We start from the raw sequence: 21,712 nt of genomic DNA, 5'->3' as shown, positions 1-21,712 counted from the left end.
GCCTGTCGGGATACGACAGATGAAGCGGGTGGCACACGCGGGGACGCCGAGGCCGGATGAACGGTCCTTTCGAGACGTATCCGCTGGATACGCCGATGGACCGCCGACGGCGGCGTACCGGTGACTGCCCGCCGCGCACTGCCTCCCATCCGGACTTTAACCGTCGGTCCAGGAATTTCACCTGGTCAACCGGCCGCTGGCTGCGGACGGGTCGCGGACTATAACCGCCGGTTCGGAATTACACCGACCCCGGAGTGCGCTGCTACTGGTACTCAGGCCAGTGTGCCACGGGTGATCGGCGGCCATGCGGGTGAGCGCATGTGGCCTGGATCACAAACAAGCCATTCTTGAGCGCCACTGTCGCGCCGGCCGCGCGCCGCCGGCGCGGGACGCGCACTTCCGACCGAGCGTTGGTCCAGACCTATTGACGGGTTGGTCTAGTCCTCTTAACGTTCCCTTCGTCTTCCCAGGGAGCCGGCCCGGCGGATGTGCGCACGTCGCGGGCCAACCAGCGTCACCCTTCCGCATGTTGATGCACGTTGTGTCCTGCCATCCTCCCCTCCCCAGGAGGCACCATGCCGTCCCCCACACGTACGAGAGCGATGCTCCTGGCATCCGGCGCCGCAATCGCCGGACTGCTGGTCGGCGGGCTCTCGGCCGGCGTCTCGCACGCCGCCGACAACGAGTCGTGTCGCCCCGACGGGCTGTACAAGACGGCCGGAGTCGACGTCCCGTACTGCTCGGTCTACGACTCCGAGGGCCGCGAGAAGATGGGCGCCGACCACCAGCGGCGCGTCATCGGCTACTTCACCGGATGGCGCACCGGCAAGGACGGCACCCCCGCCTACCTCGCCAACAACATCCCCTGGTCCAAGGTCACCCACCTGAACTACGCCTTCGCCCACGTCGGCGGGGACAACAAGATCTCCGTGGGCGCGGACAACGCGAACAACGCGGCCACCGGGATGACCTGGCCGGGTGTCGCGGGCGCCGAGATGGATCCGGCCCTCCCCTACAAGGGCCACTTCAACCAGCTGACGAAGTTCAAGAAGCAGTACCCGAACGTGAAGACCCTGATCTCGGTGGGCGGTTGGGCCGAGACCGGGGGCTACTTCGGCGACGACGGCAACCGGGTCGCCTCCGGCGGCTTCTACTCGATGGCCACCAACGCCGACGGCTCGGTCAACCAGGCCGGCATCGACACCTTCGCGAACTCCTCCGTCGAGTTCATCCGCAAGTACGGGTTCAACGGCGTCGACATCGACTACGAGTACCCGACCACCATGAAGGACGCGGGCAACCCGCTGGACTGGCAGCTCTCCAACGCCCGCCGGGCCGGGCTGGTCAAGGGCTACGCCGCCCTGATGAAGTCGCTGCGCGAGAAGCTCGACCGCGCGGGCGCCACCGACGGCAAGCACTACCTGCTCACCGTCGCCGCCCCCTCCTCCGGCTACCTGCTGCGGGGCATGGAGACGTTCCAGATGCAGAAGTACCTGGACTACGTCAACATCATGTCCTACGACCTGCACGGCGCCTGGAACGAGTACGTCGGCCCCAACGCCTCGCTGTTCGACGACGGCAAGGACGCCGAGCTGGCGGCCGCCAACGTCTACGGCAGCTCCCAGTACGGGGGCGTCGGGTACCTCAACACCGACTGGGCCTACCACTACTTCCGCGGCTCGATGCCGGCGGGCCGCATCAACATCGGCCTGCCGTACTACACCCGCGGCCACAAGAACGTGCAGGGCGGCACCGACGGCCTGTGGGGCAAGGCGTCCGCGACGACCTGCCCGGCCGGCGCCGGTCTGACCAAGTGCGGTGACGGCGCCGTCGGCATCGACAACCTGTGGCACGACAAGGACACCAACGGGGTCGAGTCCCCCGCCGGTTCCAACCCGATGTGGCACGCCAAGAACCTGGAGAAGGGGATCGTCGGCGACTACGTCACCAGGTACGGCTTCCCCGCGAACACCACCCTGACCGGCACCTACGTCCGCAAGTACGACGCCAAGCTGGTCGCGCCGTGGCTGTGGAACGCCCAGAAGAAGGTCTTCCTCTCCACCGAGGACGAGCAGTCGGTGGCGGCCAAGGCCGACTACGTCGTGGACCGCGGCATCGGCGGCACGATGGTCTGGGAGATGGCGGGCGACTACGCCTGGAACGCCACGAAGGGCCAGTACGAGATGGGCGACACGCTCACCTCGCTGATGTACGACGAGTTCAAGGCGGCCTCCCCGTACGGCGCGAGCAAGTCCAACACCGCGCTGCCGAAGAAGGCCGTGGACGTGGCGACGGAGTTCACCGAGTTCAAGCTCGGCGACTCCAACTACCCGATCACCCCGAAGATCAAGATCACCAACAACACCCGGACCACGCTGCCGGGCGGCACCGAGTTCCAGTTCGACTACGCGACCTCGGCTCCGAACAACGCCTCGGACCAGTCCGGGTTCGGCACGAAGGTGATCAGCAGCGACCACACCGGCAGCAACGTCGGTGGTCTGAAGGGCGACTTCCACCGGGTCTCCCTGAAGCTCCCGGCCTGGCAGACGCTGGCCCCGGGCGCCTCGGTCGACCTGGCGTTCAACTACTACCTGCCGGTGTCCACGCCCTCCAACTGGACGGTGAACATCTCCGGCACGACCTACGCACTCGCCGGAGACCTGGCGCGCGGCACCACGGTCGTGGAGCCGGGCACCACGACCCCGCCCACCACCCCGCCCACCACCCCTCCGACGACTCCCCCCACCACCCCGCCGACCACGCCGCCGACGACGCCCCCGGGCGGCACGTGCACCAACCCGGCGTACGTCGCGGGTCAGGTCTACAACAGCGGCAACGTGGTCTCGCACAAGGGCCGCAACTGGAAGGCCGGTTGGTGGACGCAGAACGAGGAGCCCGGCACCACCGGTGACTGGGGCGTCTGGAAGGACCAGGGCGCGTGCTGACCCCCGGTCTGCCCGCTTGACCCGACGAGTGTGAGGACCCGGTGGCCCGGCGGCCACCGGGTCCTCGCGCGTCCGCTCGTAGGCTGGGGCCGTGACCACGGACAACGCCGCGACCGGAGCGGACTTCGAGGAACACCGGCAACGGATGTTCGGCATCGCCTACCGCATGCTGGGCTCCGCCCACGAGGCCGAGGACGTCGTACAGGACGCCTGGTTGCGGTGGAACGGCGCCGACCGGGAGCCGATCGCGCATCCGGGGGCCTGGTTGGCCAAGGTGGTCACCCGGCTGTGCCTCAACCGGCTCACCTCCGCGCGCGCCCGGCGCGAGGAGTACGTCGGCCCCTGGCTCCCGGAACCGGTCCTCACCGGGGACGGGACGCTCGGCCCGCTGGACTCGGCCGAGCGCCGGGACGGCGTCTCGATGGCCCTGCTGGTGCTGCTGGAACGGCTGACGCCGAAGGAGCGCGCCGTGTACGTGCTGCGCGAGGCCTTCGGGTACGGGCACCGGGAGATCGCCGGGCTGCTGGACGTCACCGAGGCCAACTCCCGGCAGCTCCACCGACGGGCGGCGGAGCGGGTGGACAGCCCGCGGCCGCGGTTCCCACCCGATCCCGAGCGGTGGCGGGGCCTGGTGGAGACCTTCATGTCCGCGGCGCGCGACGGGGACCTGGCCCGGCTGGAGAGCCTGCTCGCGACCGACGTCCGGTACGTGTCGGACGGCGGCGGGGTGGTGGGCGCGGCCCGGCGGCCGATCCTGGGCCGGGGGAACGTGGCCCGTTTCCTGGTGGGCGCGCTGCGCAAGTTCGTCGGCGAGGAGGCGGTCGCCTTCGCGGAGGTCAACGGGGCCCCGGCGCTGGTCTTCGGCGAGGTGGCGGTGTTCCTGCCGGAATTCGAGAATGGACTGGTCAGCGGCGCGCGGGTGGTGGTCAACCCGGAGAAGCTGGTGTTCCTGCGACGACAGCTGTCACATTCCGGGAGGCTGCCCGGTCCGGGCTGGTGAACGCACTCCCTCGGGAAGGAACGGACACCGTGAACACGGTTTCCGGCGCGGCGGGAACCTGGCTCCGTCGCACGCGGTGGGCCGCGGCACCTTCGCGGAGTTCCTGGCCCGGCGGTAGTCGTGCGCGTGCGCCGGGCGGGCGGGGGCGGTGCGAGTGGCGCGGACCGGGCGGGGGCGGGCCCGCGCCGGGAGCATCGGGTGCCGGCGGGCCGGGGGCCGGCGTTTCGGGGCCGGGTGGGGTCAGCCGCCGCCGAAGAGGACGGCCTGTGCCTCCTCGCGGGCGGCCAGTCTGGCCCCCGCCAGTACCGCCGCGCCGCCGAGGACCGTGGCGCGGACCTCCGTGGTGACCGGGGTCAGGGTGCTCAGGCGGGCGGCGACGCGGGCGGCCAGCGCGGGGCCGCCGGCGTGGCCGAGTTCGCCCGCCAGGACCACGCAGCCGGGGTCGAGGATCGCCGCGACGGCCGCCGCCCCGATCGCGAGGCGTTCGGCCAGCGCGTCCAGGAACGCCTCGCCGGCGGCGCCGGCGACCGCCTCCTCCGCCGGTCCCCGGAAGCCGTGTTCGGCGGCCAGCGCGGTGACGGCACGGCGTCCGGCGAGCGCGTGGAAGCCTCCGCCGCAGTCGGTGTCCGACGGCAGTGCGGCGGTCCCCGGGACGGGCAGGAAGCCGATCTCGCCCGCCCCACCGGAGGCTCCCCGGCGCAGCCGCCCGTCCAGGACCACCGCCGCGCCCACCCCGGCGCCCAGCCACAGCAGGACGAAGGAGTCCACGTCCCGGGCCGCGCCGATCCGCTGTTCGGCGAGGGCAGCCAGGTTGGTCTCGTTCTCCACGACCACCTTCGCCGCCAGCCGTCGCCGCAGGGCCGCCACGAGGTCCCGGTGCCAGGACGGCAGGCGCAGGGTGTCGCCGAGTTGGCCGCTGTCCGGGGAGACCAGCCCGGGAGCGCCGACGACCACGGTGTGCAGGGGGGCCGCGCCGACCTCCCGCGTCAGGGCGTCCAGCCGGTCCACGGCCTCCTCGACGGCGTCGACCGGCAGCGAGACCTCGGCCAGTGGCAGGCCCAGCAGGTCGGTGACGACGGCGGTGGCGCTGTCGGTGCGCACGTCCAGCGCGGCCAGGTGGGCGCGGCGGGCGACGATCCCGTACAGGCGGGCGTTGGGGCCGCGTCGCTGTGCCCCGGACTCCCCCACGACCTCGATCAGTCCGGCTTCGGTGAGTCGTTCGACGAGGTCGGCGACCGAGGGCCGCGACAGGCCGGTCAGGTGCTTGAGCTGGGTGGCCGTGAGGGGTCCCTCGGACTGGAGGAGTCCGAGGGCGAGCCGGTCGTTGATGGCTCGGGCCGTGCTCGGCGACGCGGGCGAGGGAGCGGCGGCCGTCAGGGCCTTGGCAGGGATCACGGCGCCCATCTTAGGGAGTCCCGGGGCATTAACCATCAGGCAGGGTCCCTGATAGTTTGCGTGTCATGACCGGGGAAACCGACCTCAGCCCGGCGCGACTGCGCCATGCCCGCTTCGCCATAGCCGCCGTGTTCTGCGCCCACGGCGCCGTCACCGGCTCCTTCGCCACCCGCATCCCCTGGATCCAGGACCACGCGCAGCTCAGCGCCGGCACCCTGGGGCTCGCACTCGCCTTCCCCGCCCTGGGAGCGGCGCTCGCGATGCCGCTGGCCGGGCGGATCAACCACCGGTTCGGCGCGCGCACCGCGCTGCGCGGACTGCTGTCGATGTGGACGCTGTCGCTGATCCTGCCGAGCCTCGCCCCGAACCTGGTGACGCTCTGCCTCGCGCTCTTCGTCTACGGGGCGAGCGCGGGGATGGCGGACGTGGCCATGAACGCGCTCGGCGTGGAGACCGAGAACCGGATGGGCCGCTCGATCATGTCCTCGCTGCACGGCATGTGGAGCGTGGGCGCGCTCCTCGGCTCGGCAGCCGGCACGCTCGCGGCCCACACCGGGGCCGACGCCCGCCTGCACCACCTGATCGCCGCGCTCGCACTGACCGCGGCCGGGCTGTTCGCCGTACGGGGCGTGCTGGACCTGCGCAGCGCGGAGAACGCGGAGGCGCCGCCGGGCTTCGCCCTGCCCCCGAGGTCGGCGCTGCTGATCGGCGCGATCGGCTTCTGCGCGGTCTTCGCGGAGGGCGCCAGTCTCGACTGGTCCGCCGTGTACCTGCGGGACGTGCTGCACACGGACGCGGGTCTGGCCGCCGCCTCGACCACCGCGTTCGCGCTGACGATGGCCGTCGCGCGGCTCGTCGGGGACCGGGTGGTGGACCGGTTCGGTGCGGTGCGCACCGTCCGCGTGGGCGGCGTGTTGGCCACCCTGGGCGGGGTGTTGGTGGTGACCGTGCGGCATCCGGCGGCGGCCCTCACGGGGTTCGGGCTGATCGGGCTGGGCATCGCGGTCGTGGTCCCGTTGGCGTTCGCGGCGGCGGCGCGCAGCGGTCCGGCGCCGGCCCAGGCGATCGCCGGGGTGGCGACGATCACGTACACCTCCGGTCTGATCGCACCGTCGGCGATCGGCGCGGTGGCGGACGCGACCTCGCTCGTGGTCTCCTTCGGTCTGGTCACGTTGCTGGCGTTCGCGCTGGTGGTGGGGGCCGCCGTGCTGCGCCCGAAGCCCTCAGCGGGCAAGGCCGTCACGACGAACCGGGACGAAACCGCTCGAATCCGGCCGTAATATGTCGGCTGGCTCCCGCGGTTCGACACGCGGTGCGGCCCGGATGGTTGACCGGTCGGTGAAACAGGAGTGGTGGAACATGGGCTTCGGCGTGCGCTGGACCCTGCACGGAGACGGGCGGACCCCCGCCCCCGGCGCGGTGGTGCGGCCCGATGAGCGGCTGTCGTGGCCGCGGACCGCCGGGCTCGGCGCCCAGCACGTGGTGGCCATGTTCGGCGCGAGTTTCGTGGCGCCGGTCCTGATGGGCCTGGACCCGAACCTGGCCATCATGATGTCGGGCGTCGCGACGATCATCTTCCTGCTCGCGACGCGCGGTCGGGTCCCCTCGTACCTGGGCTGTTCGCTCGCCTTCGTCGGGGTCGCGGCCGCGATCCGGGCGGGCGGCGGGGACAGCGCGGTCGTGACGGGCGCGGTGTTCGTGGTCGGCGTGGCGCTGTTCCTCGCGGGCCTCGCGGTCCAGCGGTTCGGGGCGCGGATCATCCACGCGGCGATGCCGCCGGTGGTGACCGGCGCGGTGGTGATGCTGATCGGCTTCAACCTGGCGCCCGTGACGGCCTCGACGTACTGGCCGCAGGACCAGTGGACGGCGCTGCTCACCATGCTGGTCACCGGACTCGCCGTGGTGTGTCTGCGGGGATTCTGGTCCCGGATCGCGATCTTCCTGGGCCTCGTCTTCGGGTACGCGCTCTCCTGGATCCTCGACCTGGTCTTCGGCAAGATCTACTCGACCACGGGCGGGCCGGACAAGGTCGACCACTGGCGGCTCGACCTCTCCGGGGTCTCCAAGGCCGATTGGATCGGGCTGCCGAGCTTCCACGCGCCGGCCTTCGAATGGTCGGCGATCCTCATCGCGTTGCCGGTGGTCATCGCGCTGATCGCGGAGAACGCCGGGCACATCAAGGCCGTCGGCGAGATGACCGGCGACCCGCTCGACGACAAGCTCGGCACCGCCATCGCGGCCGACGGGGCCGCGTCGATGCTGTCGACGGCGGTGGGCGGCCCGCCCAACACCACCTACTCCGAGAACATCGGCGTCATGGCGGCCACCCGGGTCTACTCGACGGCCGCCTACTGGGCCGCCGCCGGCTTCGCCCTGCTCTTCGGCCTGTGCCCGAAGTTCGGCGCGGTCGTCGCGGCCATCCCCGGCGGGGTGCTGGGCGGCATCACCGTGATCCTCTACGGCATGATCGGCCTGCTCGGCGCCCAGATCTGGATCAGCGGCCGGGTGGACCTGCGCAATCCGCTGAACCTGGTGCCGGCCGCGGCGGGCATCATCATCGGCATCGGCGGCGTCACGCTGAACGTCACCGACAGCTTCGAGTTGGGCGGCATCGCGCTCGGCACCGTCGTGGTGATCACCGGCTACCACACGCTGCGGTACTTCGCCCCGGCGCACATGAAGCGGGAGGAGCCGCTGCTCGACTCGGGCACCTCCGACTACGACGGCCCGGAGGGCGAGGACGGGCCCGGGGACAAGCGGGGTTGACGCGGCTTCGCCCGAACCGGCGAAGCGCACGGCCAAGTTCCCCACACGGCGCGTTCCTGCTGCGACGCTGCCTCCCATGGAAGCGGTGCTCGCGCGGATGCGCGCCCTGGACGAGCGGCTGCCCGCGCAGGACGGTGTGGCCGTCTTCAACCGGGTGTACCTGACGGTGACGCAGACGCTGCACGAACGGCTCGCGCGCGGGGCGTTCCCCGCCCCGCGCAGGGCGCAGACCCTCAGCGTGTGCTTCGCCGAGCGCTACCTGGCGGCCGTGGAGGCGGAGCGGGCCCCGGCCTGCTGGCGTCCGCTCCTCCAGTACCGCCGACACCCCGGGATCCGGCCCCTCCAGCACGCGCTGGCCGGCATCAACGCGCACATCGGACACGACCTGGCGCTGGCGGTGGTGGCCACCTGCCGCCACCTGGACTGTGAACCGGCCGCCCTGGAAGGGGACTTCGACCGGGTCGGCGACACCCTGGTCTCCCTGGAGGAGCAGATCCGCGAGGACCTGATGCCGGGCCCCGACCTGCTGGAGATCGCCGACCCGTTGACGCACCTGGTGGGGTCGTGGAGCCTGGAGCGCGCCCGGGCCGGCGCCTGGTCCGCTGCCCGCCTGCTGTGGACGCTGCGGCGCGCTCCCGAACTGGCCGAGGAGTTCGCCGACTCCCTGGACGCCGGCGTCGGACTGGTCGGCCGCTGCCTGCTCACCCCGCGCGGCTGAAACCCCCGTGCGGGCGGGACGGCCCGCCGGCTACGCTCCCCCGGTGAGCAGCTTCGCCACCCATCGCCTGCGGGTCCTCGACCCGACCCGTACGCCTCGGCGACGGTTCGCCGCACTGCGCACCTGCGTCACGGAGTTCGCCCCGTACGGATTCCGCGCCACCTTCGACCACCTCGCGCGCAGCGCCCGCATCCCCGCCGACCTGGAACGGGACCCGGACGCGGTGGTGCGGGCGGTGGAGGAGCTGCACGCGGCGCGCGAGGTCTGGTTCGCGGCGTTCCGCCCCTGGCAGGAGCTGCGCCGGGCACAGAAACGGGCCGGTGTGCGCGTTCCGTGCCCGCCGGAGCCCTGGCGTCGGCTGCACTGCCCGGACCCCGGGTTCCATCCGGACGCGCCGCTCCCGGTCGTGATGCCGAGCATCCTGCGGGCCGGCGCCGGCCCGTGGCCGCCGCCCGTCTGCCCGGTCTGCGCGCGGGACCGCGGCACACGGGAGCTGCGCACCGGTCACCGGGTGTACCGGTTGTGCGCGGGGTGCGGGGTGGGCCTGGGCCGGCGGGACACCGGGTTCGAGCCGGCCGTGGCCGCCGCCCGCGAGGAACGCTGGAAGTCGATCTGGCTGCGGCGCGCGTGACGAGACGGCGGCGGGCACGAGATCGGGCCGCGGGATGTGGGAACGGGCCGCGGGCATGAGAACGGGCCGCCGCCGCGCTGTCGGCGCGGGGGCGGCCCGTGGTCACGGGGTCCGGGAGGGGTCAGTCCTCCGGGAGCTCCACCGGCGCGATGTCGTCGTAGACGTCGCCCGGACCCGGGTTCGTGGTGTCGGTCGTGCCGCCGAGGTGGTGCATGACGCCCCAGACCGCGTTGAGGGCGGTCTGTACGGCGCCTTCGGCCCAGCCGGCCGTCCAGGAGATGTCGTCGCCCGCGAGGAAGATGCCGCGCTTGTCCTCGGGGAGGCGGTCCTGCATGAAGTGGGTGAACAGGCGGCGCTGGTAGCGGTAGTGGCCCGGGAGGTTGGCCTTGAACGCGCCCATGAAGTAGGGCTCGTTCTCCCAGGAGACCGTGACCGGGTTGCCGATGACGTGGCGGCGGATGTCGACCTTCGGGTAGATCTCGCCGAGGGACTTCAGCATGACCTCCATCCGCTCGTTCGCGGACAGCGGCAGCCACTTGAGGCTGTCGTCGCACCAGGTGTACGAGAGGCAGATGACGGCGGGCTTGTCCGGGCCGTTGTCCAGCAGGTATGTGCCACGGGTCATGCGGTCCGTGAGGGTCATCGACATGACGTCGCGGCCCGTCTCCTCGTCCTTGTCCAACCAGAACGGCCGGTCCACGGGGATGAAGAGCTTGCTGGACTCCATGTAGTGGGTGCGCTCGATCGCCGTCCAGTGGTCGATCGGGAACAGCGTGTCGTCGCACTCGATCTTGGACAGCAGCATCCACGACTGCGCGGTGAAGATCGCGGCGCGGTACGTGCGGATGTCGCCGGTGGCGTCGGTGACCGTGATCCGGTTGCCGGCCGTGCGGTGCAGGCGGGTGACCGCCGGGCGCGGGGTGCCGTCGTGCAGGGTGGACAGCGAGGTGCCCTGGGCCCAGTGGACGATCTTGCCGGGTGCCCGGTCCCACAGGCGCAGGGGCAGCTGCTGCGAGCCGCCGACGATGCCGCGGTGGTGGTCGTCCGCCTCGGTGTAGACGACGCGGAGGATCTCCAGGATGGAGTTCGGGAAGTCGGTGTCCCAGCCGCCCGTGCCGAAGCCGACCTGGCCGAAGATCTCGCGCTTGCGGAAGGACTGGAAGGCCTCGGACTTGCAGAGGAAGCCGTAGAAGGTCTCGTCGTCGAGCTTCTCGACGAGCTTGGCCCAGATCTCGCGGATGCGCGGGACGTCCCGCTCGCGCATCGCGGTGTTCATGTCGGAGAAGTCGGCGCCCTCGTCGAGGCAGGCGTTCCACGCGGCGGCGACGTCGCGGTAGACCTGCGGGAGGTCGGCGATGGTCTCGGCGTAGTGGGTCTCGCCCTTGAGGTCCACGACCGTCGAGGGGGTGGCCTCGGCGAGCGGGTTCGGGAAGGGCTCGGTGACCAGGCCGACGAGGTCGATGTAGTGCTGGAGGGCCGTGGAGGACGGCGGGAAGCGCATGGCGCCCATCTCCGCGGTCAGTTCCTCGGTGCCCGCGCCCTCGAAGCCGACGGTGCGCAGCCGGCCGCCGATCTGGTCGGCCTCGTAGACGACCGGCTTGAGGCCCATCTTCATCAGCTCGTACGCGGAGATGATGCCGGAGAGTCCGCCGCCGATGACGGCGACCTCGGTGCCGAACTCCGTCGCCGGGATCTGGCCGAGCCCCGCCGGGTGGGCCAGGAAGTCGTCGTAGGCGTACGGGAAGTCCGGGCCGAACATGGTGATCGGGGGCTGTCCGTCGCTGTGCGGGACGGCGGTGGTGGGCACCGTGGACGTCATGGGGTACGGCTCCTTGCGAACGGACTCGGGCAGGGTGGGGGCGGGAGGGCGGACCGGGGGCGGGTCCGGGGGATCCTGGAGGGTCAGACCAGCGAGGCGTAGAGCCCCGGGCGGCGGTCGCGCAGGTAGGGGTTGGTCTCGCGCGAGGCCCGCAGCAGTTCCGGGTCGGCCTCGCCGAAGACGAGTTCCTCGCCGCGGCCGGCCCGGGTGCGGGTGACCCCGTCGGGGCCGGCCAGGCAGCTGAGGCCGACGAACTCGAACTCGCCCTCGGGGCCGGTGCGGTTGACGTACGCGATGTACATCTGGTTCTCGAAGGCCCGGACGGGGACCAGCTGCTCGGCGACGAACTGGAACGGGTGCATCTGCGCGGTCGGGACCAGGAGGAGGTCGGTGCCGGCCAGCGCGTGCGCGCGGACGTTCTCGGGGAACTCCACGTCGTAGCAGATCAGGATGCCGATGCGGAGGCCGTTCAGGTCCGCCTGGACGACGGGGGTGTCGCCGGGGGTGAAGGCGTCCTGTTCGAAGCCGCCGAAGAGGTGGGTCTTGCGGTGGTTCGCGAGCACGGTCCCGTCGGGACCGATGAGCTGCGCGGAGTTGAAGACGGCGTCGCCCGCGCGCTCCGGGTAGCCGTACAGGACGGCGACGCCGTGGCGGCGGGCGATGTCGCCGATGGCGACGGCGGACGGGCCGTCGGCCGGTTCGGCGATGCCGGGGATGTCCTGGAGGTCCAGCGCGTAGCCGGTCAGGAACATCTCCGAGGTCACGAGGAGCCCGGCCCCGCCCTGTGCGGCACGCGCCGCGGCCTCGTCGAGCGCCTTCAGGTTCGCGGCGGTGTCGCCGAGCCGTCCGGAGCTCTGGAGGAGGGCGGTGCGCAGCGGGGGCATGGGCGTACCTCTGTGACAGGTGGGGAGGGGGTCATTAGACGGTACGTTCGGGCGTTCGACCGGGACAAGCCGTCACCGTTGCGCTCGGAGGATCGATTCGTTGCGCATTCGGCGGGTCGAACGGCGATTCGTTGCACGCACCCCCTCCGCCCCCGATTCACTCGCCCGCGCGGAAGGCCGGATGGGCGCGGAGACGACCCAGGTACGAGCGTACGGACGACCCCGCCTCCGCCGCCGCGGGGTGGTGTCGCAGCGCCACCCACAGGTCGACGTCGGTGACGGTCGGCCGGTCGCCCAGGGCGTACGGGGACCGGGCCAGGCGCTGTTCCAGCAGGGCCAGGGCGGCCGACCGCCCGGCCGGGGGCGCGGCGTCGTCCAGGAGCGTCCGGACGGCCCCCGCGAGCGCGGCGGGGGCGGGCGGGGCCAGGTCGGGGCGGCCCGCGAGCCCGACGACCAGGTCGTCGAGGATGTCGGGGGTGTGGTTGCTGACCACGCGGCCGCTCCAGGTGTCGCAGAGCGCGGGAACGGTGAGGGTGCCGTCGTAGTGGTGGCCGGAGGCCTCGTACGCCGCGCGCAGGTCGGCGTGGGAGGACGGGTCGCCGAGCAGGGTGGTGCCCACGGAGTCGGCGAGACCGAGGAGGCGCAGGGTGGTGGTCACCCGGAGCGAGAGCGGACAGCCGGCGGAGAGGTAGAGGTGGTAGCGGCGGGGGTCGGGCGAGAAGCCGCTGCCGATGCGACCTCGCGGGGCCGGGACGGGCGCGGTGCGGGGCAGGGTGATCTGGAGCATGGCTCTCCTCGGTCGTCGGTACCGGGGCCCTGCGGGGCCGCGGGTTGGGGCGTCGGTGAGCGGGATCCGGGGCGGGGCGGCCCCGGATCCCGGCAGGAGGAGGTGCGGCGGCGGGCAGGGGCGCGCCGCGGCGCGAGCGGCCCGGGCACGGGAAGCCCGCACACGTCGGCGGGGGCGGCGTGGCATGGCATGGCCGCGGATCGGCGGGGCCTGATCGGCCGGGCCGTGAGGTGGGGAGGGCTTCAGGCGTGCGCGGCGAAGGCGCTGCAGACGCGGAGCAGGTCGATGTGCAGGCGTCGGGTCAGCCACGAGCGGCGCAGGGGATGTGTCCCTGCCTCGGGTGTCCGGGCCATCTCCACCGATCTCGTCCTGTCCTCGGGGCATAAACCCGCCCGTCGCGGGCGCTGACGATCCTGACCGTCCCCCGCAGTCTCACGGCGTCGCGCGAGGCCGTCAAGAAGTCGGTCACGAACCGACGACCCCGCGTATTCGACGGAAGGATCCCCGCACGTGATGTCCCCCGACACGGACACCGATACACATCCCCTCGACAACCCGGTCTGGGCGGCGCTGAGCGGCCCGCACCGCGACTTCGCGGTGTCCGGTGGGCGCGCCGCCCGGTACCGGACGGACGCGAACCCCTTCGCGGCCCTGGACGACCCGGACGACCCGCGCGCCTGGGAGGACCTGGCGGCGCTGGTGGGGCCCGGCACGGAGGTCTGGTTGACGGGGTTGCCGACGCCGCCCGCCGGCTGGGAGACGGTGTTGGCCGTACCGGGCGTCCAGCTCGACGGCAGCGCCGTGCCCGGTGAGCCGGCGCCCGAGGCGGTGCGGCTCGGGGCGGCCGACGTCCCCGAGATGCTGGACCTGGTCCGGTTGACCGAGCCGGGTCCTTTCCTGCCGCGCACCGTCGAGCTGGGCACGTACCTGGGGATCCGGCACGAGGGCCGGCTGGTGGCGATGGCCGGGGAGCGGATGCGGCCGCCGGGCTGGACGGAGATCAGCGCGGTGTGCACGCACCCCGACCACCGGGGGAAGGGCCTGGCGGCGCGACTGATCCGGGCGGTGGCCGCAGGCATCCGCGAGCGCGGGGACGTTCCCTTCCTGCACGCCGCCGCGGGGAACGTGAACGCCATACGTCTGTACACGTCGATGGGCTTCGTCCTGCGCCGCGAGCCGGTGTTCATCGGGGTGCGGACCCCGGGCGCCCCGGACGCTCCCGATGCCCCCGACGCCCCGGCCGACGAAAAGAAGGCTTAACACGGGGTTCATTGAGTGCGTGCGTCCGGCGCCTTAGGTTCGGGGTGGGTAGCGATGAACAGGGGGGTGGCGATGGACACGCTGCGTACGGGCGCCCGTCCCACCCCCCGGCTCGCTCCGCGCGGGCCGGTCCGGTGGTGCTCCCGGACCCGCGTCGCCCCGGAGCGGGATCCCGCCGCCCGCCGCCGTTCCTGATCAACTCCTCGGTTCCTGATCAACTCTTCGACGCCCGGCCCCGATCGGCGCCCGCGGCGCCCTGCCGGCGCCCAACACCCTTCCGTGAGCGGTGAGTCGGCGTCTTCCTGCGGGCCCGCGCGCCTGCACCCGGTCCGTCGCGCCGCCGGGTTCGAGGGAGCGGGCCGGCGGGTCGGGATTCCCTTGCGGGCAAGGATGTTTCAGGGGGCACGGAGCGGTCACACGCGGGGGAACCCACGTACCCCTCGGAAAGGAACTGCCATGACCGACGTCTCCCGCCTGCCGGGCTCCGCCCCCGACAACTGGCAGTGGCAATCCCGGGCGGCGTGCCGGGACCTGGGGTCCGGCCGGTTCTTCCATCCCGCCGGCGAGCGGGGGGAGGACCGCGAGGACCGGGACGAGGCCGCCAAGCGGATCTGCGCCGGCTGCCCGGTGCGCACGGCCTGCCTCGAACACGCGCTGCGCACCCGTGAGGCCTTCGGGGTCTGGGGCGGCCTGACCGAGGAGGAGCGGCACACCCTCCTGGGCGGTCGTCGCGCCCCGGCCCATGTGTAGAAGAGCCGCTCGGGCGCGCGGAACAGGACAGGCGGCAACGACGACGGGTCGGACGCGGTGAACGCGTCCGACCCGTTTCGCCGCGCCCGACACCCTGCCCTCGGACGGACCGGCTGCGGATCGCCCGCTGACCGGCCGGAGCGGGCGGCGCCATGGCCGCCGGGATAAAATTGACCGGCTGCGCGCCTCGGCCGCGCGAAGGCGTAGCGGCCGCGTGACGAGGTTCTGTCGACCGGGGGTCCCACGAGAGGAACACCCATGAAGCGACGCTTCCGTCTGATCGTGCTCACCCCGCTGGCGACCGGCGCCCTCGCCGTCGGTTCCCTGGCGATCTCCTCGGGCGGCGCCGAGGCGGCCGCGCCGGCGGCCACCTGCTCCGCGTCGGCCACCCGGCCCGACGGAACGGTGTCCGTGTCCGGCAGCGGGTTCGCGCCGGGCCCCGCGGTCCTCTCCTCGCCGACCGCCCAGGGCGGCCGGTTCGAGGTGGGTTCCGACGGCGCCTTCACCCTCCCGAAGCGGCAGAACGGGGCGTACACCGTGTCGCAGGGCGGCCGGGACACCAGGTGCGGCGGCGCGGACGAGGCGGACGCGCACGCCCGGGCGGGTGGCGCCCCGTACAAGGCCGGTGTCGTCGCCGGGTGGGACGCCGTCAAGGGGAGCTGTGACGCGACCGCGCCGCCGTCGGCGAATGAGGGGTTCTCGACCGGCTGGAAGAAGGGCGCGGCCGTGGCGCGCGAGGCGTTCTGCTGAACGCCCCCGCTACGCCGCACGCCCCGGTACGCCGAAACGCCCCGGTCAGGGGACCGGGGCGTCGGTGGCTACGCGGGTGCGCCGGAGGTGAAGCGGCGCAGCAGCGGGGAGAGGACCAGGACGGACTTGGTGCGTTCCACGAACGGCTCGCCCGCGATCCGTTCCAGTACGCGTTCGAAGTGCCTCATGTCGGAGGCGAAGACCTGGACGAGGGCGTCCGCGTCACCGGTGACGGTGGACGCGGACACGACCTCGGGGTACCGCTCCAACCCTCGCCGGATGTCGTCCGGCGAGGTGTTGTGGCGACAGTAGATCTCGATGAAGCCCTCGGTCTCCCAGCCCATGGCGGCGGGGTCGACCCGGACGGTGAAGCCGGTGATGGCTCCCTCGGCACGCAGCCGGTCCACGCGCCGTTTGACGGCGGGGGCCGAGAGTCCGACCTCGGAGCCGATGTCCGCGTAGGAACGTCGGGCGTCCTCGGCGAGGGCGTGCACGATGCGTTCGTCGAGATCGTTCAGTCGCACTGCGGGTGGATCACTTCTCTGCTGTGGCCAGACGGGAGCGGCGAATGCCGTACAGGAAGTAGAACACGAGACCCGCTGCCATCCAGCCACCGAAAACGATCCATGTGACGGTGTCCAGGCTGAACATCATGTAGCCGCAGGCGAGGAAACCGAGGATGGGCGTGATCGGGAAGAGCGCCACCTTGAAGGTGCGCGGCATGTCCGGCTTGGTGCGGCGCAGGATGATGACGGCGATGTTGACCAGACCGAAGGCGAAGAGGGTGCCGATGCTGGTGGCGTCGGCCAGCTTGCCGAGCGGGATGAAGGACGCGAGGATCCCGCAGAAGAGGGAAACGATCACCACGTTGGCGCGGGGGGCGCCGGTCTTCGGGTTGACCTTGGCGAAGACCTTGGGGACGAGGCCGTCGCGGGACATGGCGAAGAGGATGCGGGTCTGGCCGTAGAGCACGGCGAAGACCACGGAGGCGATGGCGACGACGGCGCCCGCGGCGAGGACGACTCCCCAGAAGGTGTGGCCGGAGACGTCGGTCATGATCTGCGCCAGCGCGGCCTCGGTGCCCTCGAAGTCCTGCCACGGCATGGCGCCGACGGCGACGAACGCGACGAGGACGTAGAGCACGGTGACGATGCCCAGCGAGAGCATGATCGCGCGGGGCAGGTCGCGCTTGGGGTCCTTGGCCTCTTCACCCGCGGTGGAGGCGGCGTCGAAGCCGATGTACGAGAAGAACAGCGTGGAGGCGGCGGCGCTGATGCCGGTGATGCCGAGCGGGGCGAGCGGGGTGTAGTTGCCGGCCTTGATGCCCATGAAGCCGATGCCGATGAAGAGCAGCAGCGTGACGATCTTCACGCCCACCATGATCGAGTTGACCCGGGCGCTCTCCTTGGCGCCGCCCATCAGGAAGACCATGGCGAGCAGGACCACGATCAGCGCGGGCAGGTTGATGAAGCCGCCCTCGCCCAGCGGGGCGGATATCGCCTCGGGGATGGTGACGCCGATGGTGCCGTCGAGGAGTTCGTTGAGGTACTCGCCCCAGCCGACGGCGACCGCCGCGACGGACACGCCGTACTCCAGGACCAGGCACCAGCCGCAGACCCAGGCGACGAGCTCGCCCATGGTGGCGTACGAGTAGGAGTACGAGGAGCCGGAGACCGGCACGGATCCGGCCAGCTCCGCGTAGGAGAGCGCGGAGAACAGGGCGGTCAGGCCCGCGATGACGAAGGAGATCGTGACGGCGGGGCCGGCCTTGGGGGCCGCCGTGCCGAGGACGACGAAGATGCCGGTGCCGAGGGTGGCGCCGATGCTGATCATCGTCAGCTGCCACATGGTGAGCGAGCGGCGCAGCGAGCCGCCCTCGCCCTGGCCGCCCTCGGCGACCAGCTGCTCGACCGGCTTGCGGCGCAGCAAAGGATGGGCAGGCTTGCGGGGCTCGGAGGTGAGCGGTGGCGCCTGGCCGGTTTCGAGCACGAGGGGACTCCTTTGACACTGCGGGTGGGGATTCAGGCATCGACCGCAGCGGTCCGGAGCAGGCGGGCAGGAGCCGGCCTGGGCATGGGGGACCGCCGAGCAGGCGGTCCACGCCACTCCACGTACAGCGAGTGAGCCTACGAGCTGAGTGATACCGCCCGTAATGCACCATCCTTGCACATTGGCGCACGATCGTTGCGCGGATCTGTCCTGGATGGTCCTTTGTTGCGCGCGGACGATCGATCACTGCGCGACCCCCTTCCGGGCCTCCCCGGCGGCACCTCCTTGACACTTCGTCAGAACTGCCGCACCGTGCCGCCAGGACGGCGCCGCCGCGGACGGGGACCGGCCGGGGTTCGCACCCATGACGGGTGTTCCCGCACGTGACGGGGCAGACGGGGGTGGTCGACCGCGGGTCGGCGCGCGGTTCCCGTACCCGGCGATCGGAGGCGACGAGTGAGCGTGGAGAGACCACTGGAGGCGGACGGCGGGTGGTTGGACCCCGGGCCCTTCCTGCGTGGTGTCGCCTGGCTGGACGAGGGCCGGCCCGTGCGCGCCGACCCGGCGGACACCATGCGGCTGCCCTGGGACACCGGCGAGCGGGCCGCCCTGCCCATCGGGGTGCGGTTGGAGTTCACCACCGAGTCGGCGCACGCGCTGGAGATCCGCTACCGGGCGACCGTGCCCGGGCCCACCGACGCGCTGCGCGACCTCGCGCACGGCTTCGCGCTGTGGAACCGGCACGGCATGCTCACCGAGGTCTTCACCGAGCCGGCCGCGGAGGCCGTCGTACGCGTCGCGATCAGCGGCGGGCGCGGACCGTTCACCGTCCATCCGCCCGAGGCCCAGTCCCCCGTGATTCTCGGGGTGCGCGGGATCGGCGGCCCGATCGCCCCCGCCCCGACGGCCCCGCGCTGGGTGGTGCACGGCGACTCCATCACGGAGGGCTGGTGGTCCACCCGCCCCGCGCACGGCTGGCCCGCCGTCGCCGGCCGGTTGCTGGGCTGGGACACCGTCAACCTCGGCTACGCGGGCGCGGCCCGCGGGGAACTCGCCACCGCCGAACAGCTCGCGGGGCTCCCCGCCGACGTGCTCACCCTGGCCTTCGGCACCAACTGCTGGTCCCGGGTGCCGTTCACCCCGGCGATGCTGTACGAGACCACGCGCGCCTTCCTCGATCTGGTCCGGCAGGGGCATCCGAGCACCCCGCTGCTGCTGCTGTCCCCGGTGCTGCGCCCCGACGCCGAGCGGACGCCGAACAGGCTCGGCGCCACCCTGGGCGCCCTGCGCGACGCCATGGAGCGCGCCACCCGCGACCGGATGGCCGCCGGGGACGGTCGGCTGGCACTGCTGCCCGGGCGGGACCTGCTGGGGCCCGAGCACCTCGCGGACGGACTGCACCCCAACGACAACGGACACCAGGTTCTCGGCCTTGCCGTGTGCACGGCTCTGCGCCGCGCCGGGTTCGATGCCGGCTAGGTGAAAGACGACACACCTCTCGCGCTGAACGGTTCGCTCCCCCGACGACGTGTCCTGCACAAGTTGCCGACGCTCCGGCGACGGACTCGGCAGTCATCACACGTGGGAGAGATCAAGATGGGCTTCAAGCGCGGAACCACCCTGGCAGTCGTCGCAGTCGCCGTCGCCCTTTCGGCCACGGCGTGCGGCGGAGCCGACAAGGCGGGCGGCAACACCCAGCCGGCCGGGGCCGTGGCTCCCGCGGCGGACCCCTACGGCGCCGGCGCGTCGGGCGGCGCGGATCCCGCGGCGGCCGCCGACGCCAAGCCCGCCGGGGAACTGACCATCGCGCAGAACGACAAGCTCGGCTCCGTGCTCACCGACAGCGCCGGGTTCACCCTGTACCGCTTCGACAAGGACACCCCGAAGCCGCCGAAGTCGAACTGCGAGGGTGCCTGCGCCAAGACGTGGCCGATCGTCCCCGCCGGTGACGTCACGGCCGCCGCGGGCGTGGACCCCGCGCTGCTGGGCGAGGTGGAGCGCGCCGACGGGAGCCGTCAACTGACGGTGGCGGGCTGGCCGATGTACCGGTACAGCAAGGACGGCAAGGCCGGTGACACCAACGGCCAGGGCGTCGGCGGCACCTGGTTCGCCTCCGCCCCCGACGGCAAGAAGGCGGCCAAGGACGCGGCGGCGGCCCCCGCTCCGGCCGGTGCGGGCGAGGCGTCCGGCGCGCTGACCGTGGCCAAGGACCCGAAGCTGGGCGAGCACATCGTCGACGGCAACGGCATGACCGTCTACCGGTTCAAGAAGGACAGCGCCTGGCCCATGAAGTCCAACTGCGAGGACGCCTGCGTGGCCAAGTGGCCGGTGGTGGCCCCGGTCGACAAGGCCAACGCCAAGGGCATCGTCGAGAAGGGCTACACGGTCCTGAACCGCCCCGACGGCAAGAAGCAGCAGTCGATCGACTGCTGGCCCATCTACACCTTCAGCGGTGACAAGAAGGCCGGCGACACCAACGGCCAGGGCGTGGGCGGCACCTGGTACGCCGTCTCCCCCGAAGGCAAGCTCATCACCACCGCCAAGTAGGCACCACGGACCATCCTGAACGCGCGACCCCCGCCCCCTCCCCCCGGCGGGGGTCGCGCCCCGTTCCGCCCCGACGGAGCGGAACCTAGACTCGCCCCCATGCTGCGCGCACTGGCCGTCGACGACGAGAGACCCCTGCTGGAGGAACTCCTCTACCTGCTGCGTTCCGACCCGAGGGTCCGCAGCGCCGAGGGGGCCTCGGACGCCACGGAGGCACTGCGCCGGATCACGCGGGCGCTGGAGAGCGGCCCGGACGGCCCCGACGGCATCGACGTGGTCTTCCTCGACATCCACATGGCCGGGCTGACCGGCCTGGACATCGCCCGGCTGCTGGCCGGGTTCGCGCGCCCCCCGCTGATCGTGTTCGTCACCGCCCACGAGGGGTTCGCCGTCCAGGCCTTCGACCTCAAGGCGGTCGACTACGTGCTGAAGCCGGTCCGTCCCGAGCGGCTGGCCGAGGCCGTCCGCCGGGTCGGCGCCCAACTCGGCCGGGTACAGGAGCCGCCCGCCGCGGACCTCCCGACCCCCTCGACCGGGACGGACGGCGCCGCGCCACCCGTCGCGGCGGCAGCGGGGCCCGGCCGCACCCGGCAGGAGGTCGCCGCGGCCGACCGCGCGCCGGACCAGATCGCCGTCGAACTGGGCGGGGTCACCCGCTTCGTGGCCATCGCCGACATCGCCCACGTGGAGGCCCAGGGCGACTACGCCCGGCTGCACACCGACGAGGGCAGCCACCTGGTCCGGATCCCGTTGTCCACGCTGGAGGAACGCTGGGCGGCCCGCGGGTTCGTCCGGATCCACCGCCGGCACCTGGTGGCGCTGCGCCGGATCGACGAACTGCGCCTGGACGGCGGCGCCACGACCGTTCGGGTCGGCTCGGCGGAACTCCAGGTCAGCCGCCGCCACGCACGCGAACTCCGCGAACTCCTGATGCGCCAGGCCACCGGCTGACCTCCCGGACCGCCGACCGTCCGACGCGCCGTTCGACGCGCCGTTCATCGCGCCGGGGCGGGCGTACGGCGATGCCCGGGGCCCGTCGGTCGCACCGGTCGCCTCGGCGGCCCCCGCGCCGGCCGGCCGCGCGTATCGTGGATCTTCCGGCGTGGGAGGAGCAGCGGTTGTCCGAGATCGAGGCGCTGTTGGACGCGCTGAGCGGACTGCCCCGGACCCGGCCCGCCGGACCCGCCGAGGCCGAGGCCCTGCTGGCCCGGCTGCGCAGCGCGGCCGCCCGCTGGGCCGACCTGTTGTACGAGGCCCACGACGGCACCCGCCGGCAGTTGCCGCCGCGCGCCGAGGCGGCCCTGATGCAGGCCTTCCGTCGCGCGGAGGAGTCGTACGTGGAGCTGGAGATCGCCCTGCGCGACTGCGCGGACCACCGCGATCCGGCCCGCTGAAGCCCCCCGCCCGGGGCACCCCGGCCCGCGCCGCACGGGGAGGGCGCCGACACGGCGGTGCGCGGCTTCCGCGGAGG

General features: G+C 72.5%; 20 protein-coding genes and 1 riboswitch. Of the genes, 13 read left to right on the top strand and 7 right to left on the bottom strand.

The window, feature by feature from the left end:
- Positions 1-131: 131 nt before the first annotated feature.
- Positions 132-262: riboswitch (FMN riboswitch) on the bottom strand.
- Positions 263-575: 313 nt separating this feature from the next.
- Both OG906_RS28015 and OG906_RS28010 read left to right on the top strand, forming a co-directional pair.
- Complete coding sequence (locus OG906_RS28015) at positions 576-2,945, top strand: chitinase C-terminal domain-containing protein (RefSeq protein ID WP_329446729.1); 2,370 nt, start codon at positions 576-578, stop codon at positions 2,943-2,945.
- Between the two features lie 91 nt (positions 2,946-3,036).
- Positions 3,037-3,945 (top strand): RNA polymerase sigma-70 factor, encoded by a 909-nt coding sequence (locus tag OG906_RS28010; RefSeq protein ID WP_329446727.1) that lies wholly within the window; start codon positions 3,037-3,039, stop codon positions 3,943-3,945.
- 240 nt (positions 3,946-4,185) lie between these two features.
- Here OG906_RS28010 and OG906_RS28005 read toward each other — a convergent pair whose 3' ends face one another.
- Positions 4,186-5,349: an ROK family transcriptional regulator gene (locus tag OG906_RS28005; RefSeq protein WP_329446725.1), complete on the bottom strand. Its 1,164-nt coding sequence runs from the start codon at positions 5,347-5,349 to the stop codon at positions 4,186-4,188.
- A 56-nt stretch (positions 5,350-5,405) separates the two neighbouring features.
- Between OG906_RS28005 and OG906_RS28000 the strand changes: the two genes are divergently transcribed.
- The 4 genes from OG906_RS28000 (at position 5,406) to OG906_RS27985 (ending at position 9,455) form a co-directional block, all read left to right on the top strand.
- Positions 5,406-6,620, top strand: coding sequence for an MFS transporter (locus OG906_RS28000; protein WP_329446723.1), 1,215 nt, complete (start codon positions 5,406-5,408; stop codon positions 6,618-6,620).
- 79 nt (positions 6,621-6,699) lie between these two features.
- Positions 6,700-8,106, top strand: coding sequence for a uracil-xanthine permease family protein (locus OG906_RS27995; protein WP_329448154.1), 1,407 nt, complete (start codon positions 6,700-6,702; stop codon positions 8,104-8,106).
- 76 nt (positions 8,107-8,182) lie between these two features.
- Complete coding sequence (locus OG906_RS27990) at positions 8,183-8,824, top strand: DUF5995 family protein (RefSeq protein ID WP_329446722.1); 642 nt, start codon at positions 8,183-8,185, stop codon at positions 8,822-8,824.
- Between the two features lie 43 nt (positions 8,825-8,867).
- Positions 8,868-9,455, top strand: a complete 588-nt coding sequence (locus OG906_RS27985; RefSeq protein ID WP_329446720.1) for a hypothetical protein — start codon at positions 8,868-8,870, stop codon at positions 9,453-9,455.
- A gap of 121 nt (positions 9,456-9,576) precedes the next feature.
- Here OG906_RS27985 and OG906_RS27980 read toward each other — a convergent pair whose 3' ends face one another.
- The 4 genes from OG906_RS27980 to OG906_RS27965 all read right to left on the bottom strand — a co-directional run bounded on the left by OG906_RS27980 (position 9,577) and on the right by OG906_RS27965 (position 13,304).
- Positions 9,577-11,274, bottom strand: a complete 1,698-nt coding sequence (locus OG906_RS27980) for a flavin monoamine oxidase family protein (protein ID WP_329446718.1) — start codon at positions 11,272-11,274, stop codon at positions 9,577-9,579.
- An 83-nt stretch (positions 11,275-11,357) separates the two neighbouring features.
- Positions 11,358-12,158 carry a carbon-nitrogen hydrolase family protein gene (locus OG906_RS27975; protein ID WP_329446717.1) on the bottom strand — a complete coding sequence of 267 codons (801 nt, stop codon included), beginning with the start codon at positions 12,156-12,158 and terminating at the stop codon, positions 11,358-11,360.
- Between the two features lie 157 nt (positions 12,159-12,315).
- Positions 12,316-12,945 (bottom strand): glutathione S-transferase C-terminal domain-containing protein, encoded by a 630-nt coding sequence (locus OG906_RS27970; RefSeq protein ID WP_329446715.1) that lies wholly within the window; start codon positions 12,943-12,945, stop codon positions 12,316-12,318.
- A 242-nt stretch (positions 12,946-13,187) separates the two neighbouring features.
- Entirely contained in the window at positions 13,188-13,304 is a 117-nt protein-coding gene (locus OG906_RS27965) for a cell envelope biogenesis protein OmpA (protein ID WP_267799418.1), read from the bottom strand.
- Between the two features lie 154 nt (positions 13,305-13,458).
- On the opposite strand from OG906_RS27965, the gene OG906_RS27960 reads away from it, so the two are divergent.
- From OG906_RS27960 to OG906_RS27950, 3 genes are all read left to right on the top strand, one after another.
- Positions 13,459-14,205: a GNAT family N-acetyltransferase gene (locus OG906_RS27960; protein WP_267799417.1), complete on the top strand. Its 747-nt coding sequence runs from the start codon at positions 13,459-13,461 to the stop codon at positions 14,203-14,205.
- Between the two features lie 456 nt (positions 14,206-14,661).
- Positions 14,662-14,955 (top strand): WhiB family transcriptional regulator, encoded by a 294-nt coding sequence (locus OG906_RS27955; protein ID WP_329446714.1) that lies wholly within the window; start codon positions 14,662-14,664, stop codon positions 14,953-14,955.
- Between the two features lie 258 nt (positions 14,956-15,213).
- Positions 15,214-15,705 (top strand): hypothetical protein, encoded by a 492-nt coding sequence (locus OG906_RS27950; protein ID WP_329446712.1) that lies wholly within the window; start codon positions 15,214-15,216, stop codon positions 15,703-15,705.
- Between the two features lie 68 nt (positions 15,706-15,773).
- Here the strand turns inward: OG906_RS27950 and OG906_RS27945 are convergent, their stop codons facing one another.
- Positions 15,774-16,229 (bottom strand): Lrp/AsnC family transcriptional regulator, encoded by a 456-nt coding sequence (locus tag OG906_RS27945; protein WP_007262967.1) that lies wholly within the window; start codon positions 16,227-16,229, stop codon positions 15,774-15,776.
- A gap of 10 nt (positions 16,230-16,239) precedes the next feature.
- Positions 16,240-17,694, bottom strand: coding sequence for an amino acid permease (locus tag OG906_RS27940; RefSeq protein WP_267799414.1), 1,455 nt, complete (start codon positions 17,692-17,694; stop codon positions 16,240-16,242).
- 462 nt (positions 17,695-18,156) lie between these two features.
- On the opposite strand from OG906_RS27940, the gene OG906_RS27935 reads away from it, so the two are divergent.
- The 4 genes from OG906_RS27935 to OG906_RS27920 all read left to right on the top strand — a co-directional run bounded on the left by OG906_RS27935 (position 18,157) and on the right by OG906_RS27920 (position 21,635).
- Positions 18,157-19,173 carry a GDSL-type esterase/lipase family protein gene (locus tag OG906_RS27935; RefSeq protein WP_329446710.1) on the top strand — a complete coding sequence of 339 codons (1,017 nt, stop codon included), beginning with the start codon at positions 18,157-18,159 and terminating at the stop codon, positions 19,171-19,173.
- Positions 19,174-19,290: 117 nt separating this feature from the next.
- Positions 19,291-20,241: an SCO0930 family lipoprotein gene (locus tag OG906_RS27930; RefSeq protein ID WP_329448153.1), complete on the top strand. Its 951-nt coding sequence runs from the start codon at positions 19,291-19,293 to the stop codon at positions 20,239-20,241.
- A gap of 99 nt (positions 20,242-20,340) precedes the next feature.
- The gene (locus OG906_RS27925) at positions 20,341-21,192 is read left to right on the top strand and encodes a LytR/AlgR family response regulator transcription factor (protein ID WP_329446708.1); all 852 of its coding nucleotides are present in this window, start codon (positions 20,341-20,343) and stop codon (positions 21,190-21,192) included.
- A 167-nt stretch (positions 21,193-21,359) separates the two neighbouring features.
- Entirely contained in the window at positions 21,360-21,635 is a 276-nt protein-coding gene (locus OG906_RS27920) for a hypothetical protein (RefSeq protein ID WP_267797423.1), read from the top strand.
- The last annotated feature ends 77 nt before the right edge of the window (positions 21,636-21,712 follow it).

Source organism: Streptomyces sp. NBC_01426, from assembly GCF_036231985.1.
Classification (GTDB): Bacteria; Actinomycetota; Actinomycetes; order Streptomycetales; family Streptomycetaceae; genus Streptomyces.
The sequence above is the reverse complement of the archived record's forward strand: the minus strand, read 5'-3'. Positions and strand labels throughout refer to the sequence as shown.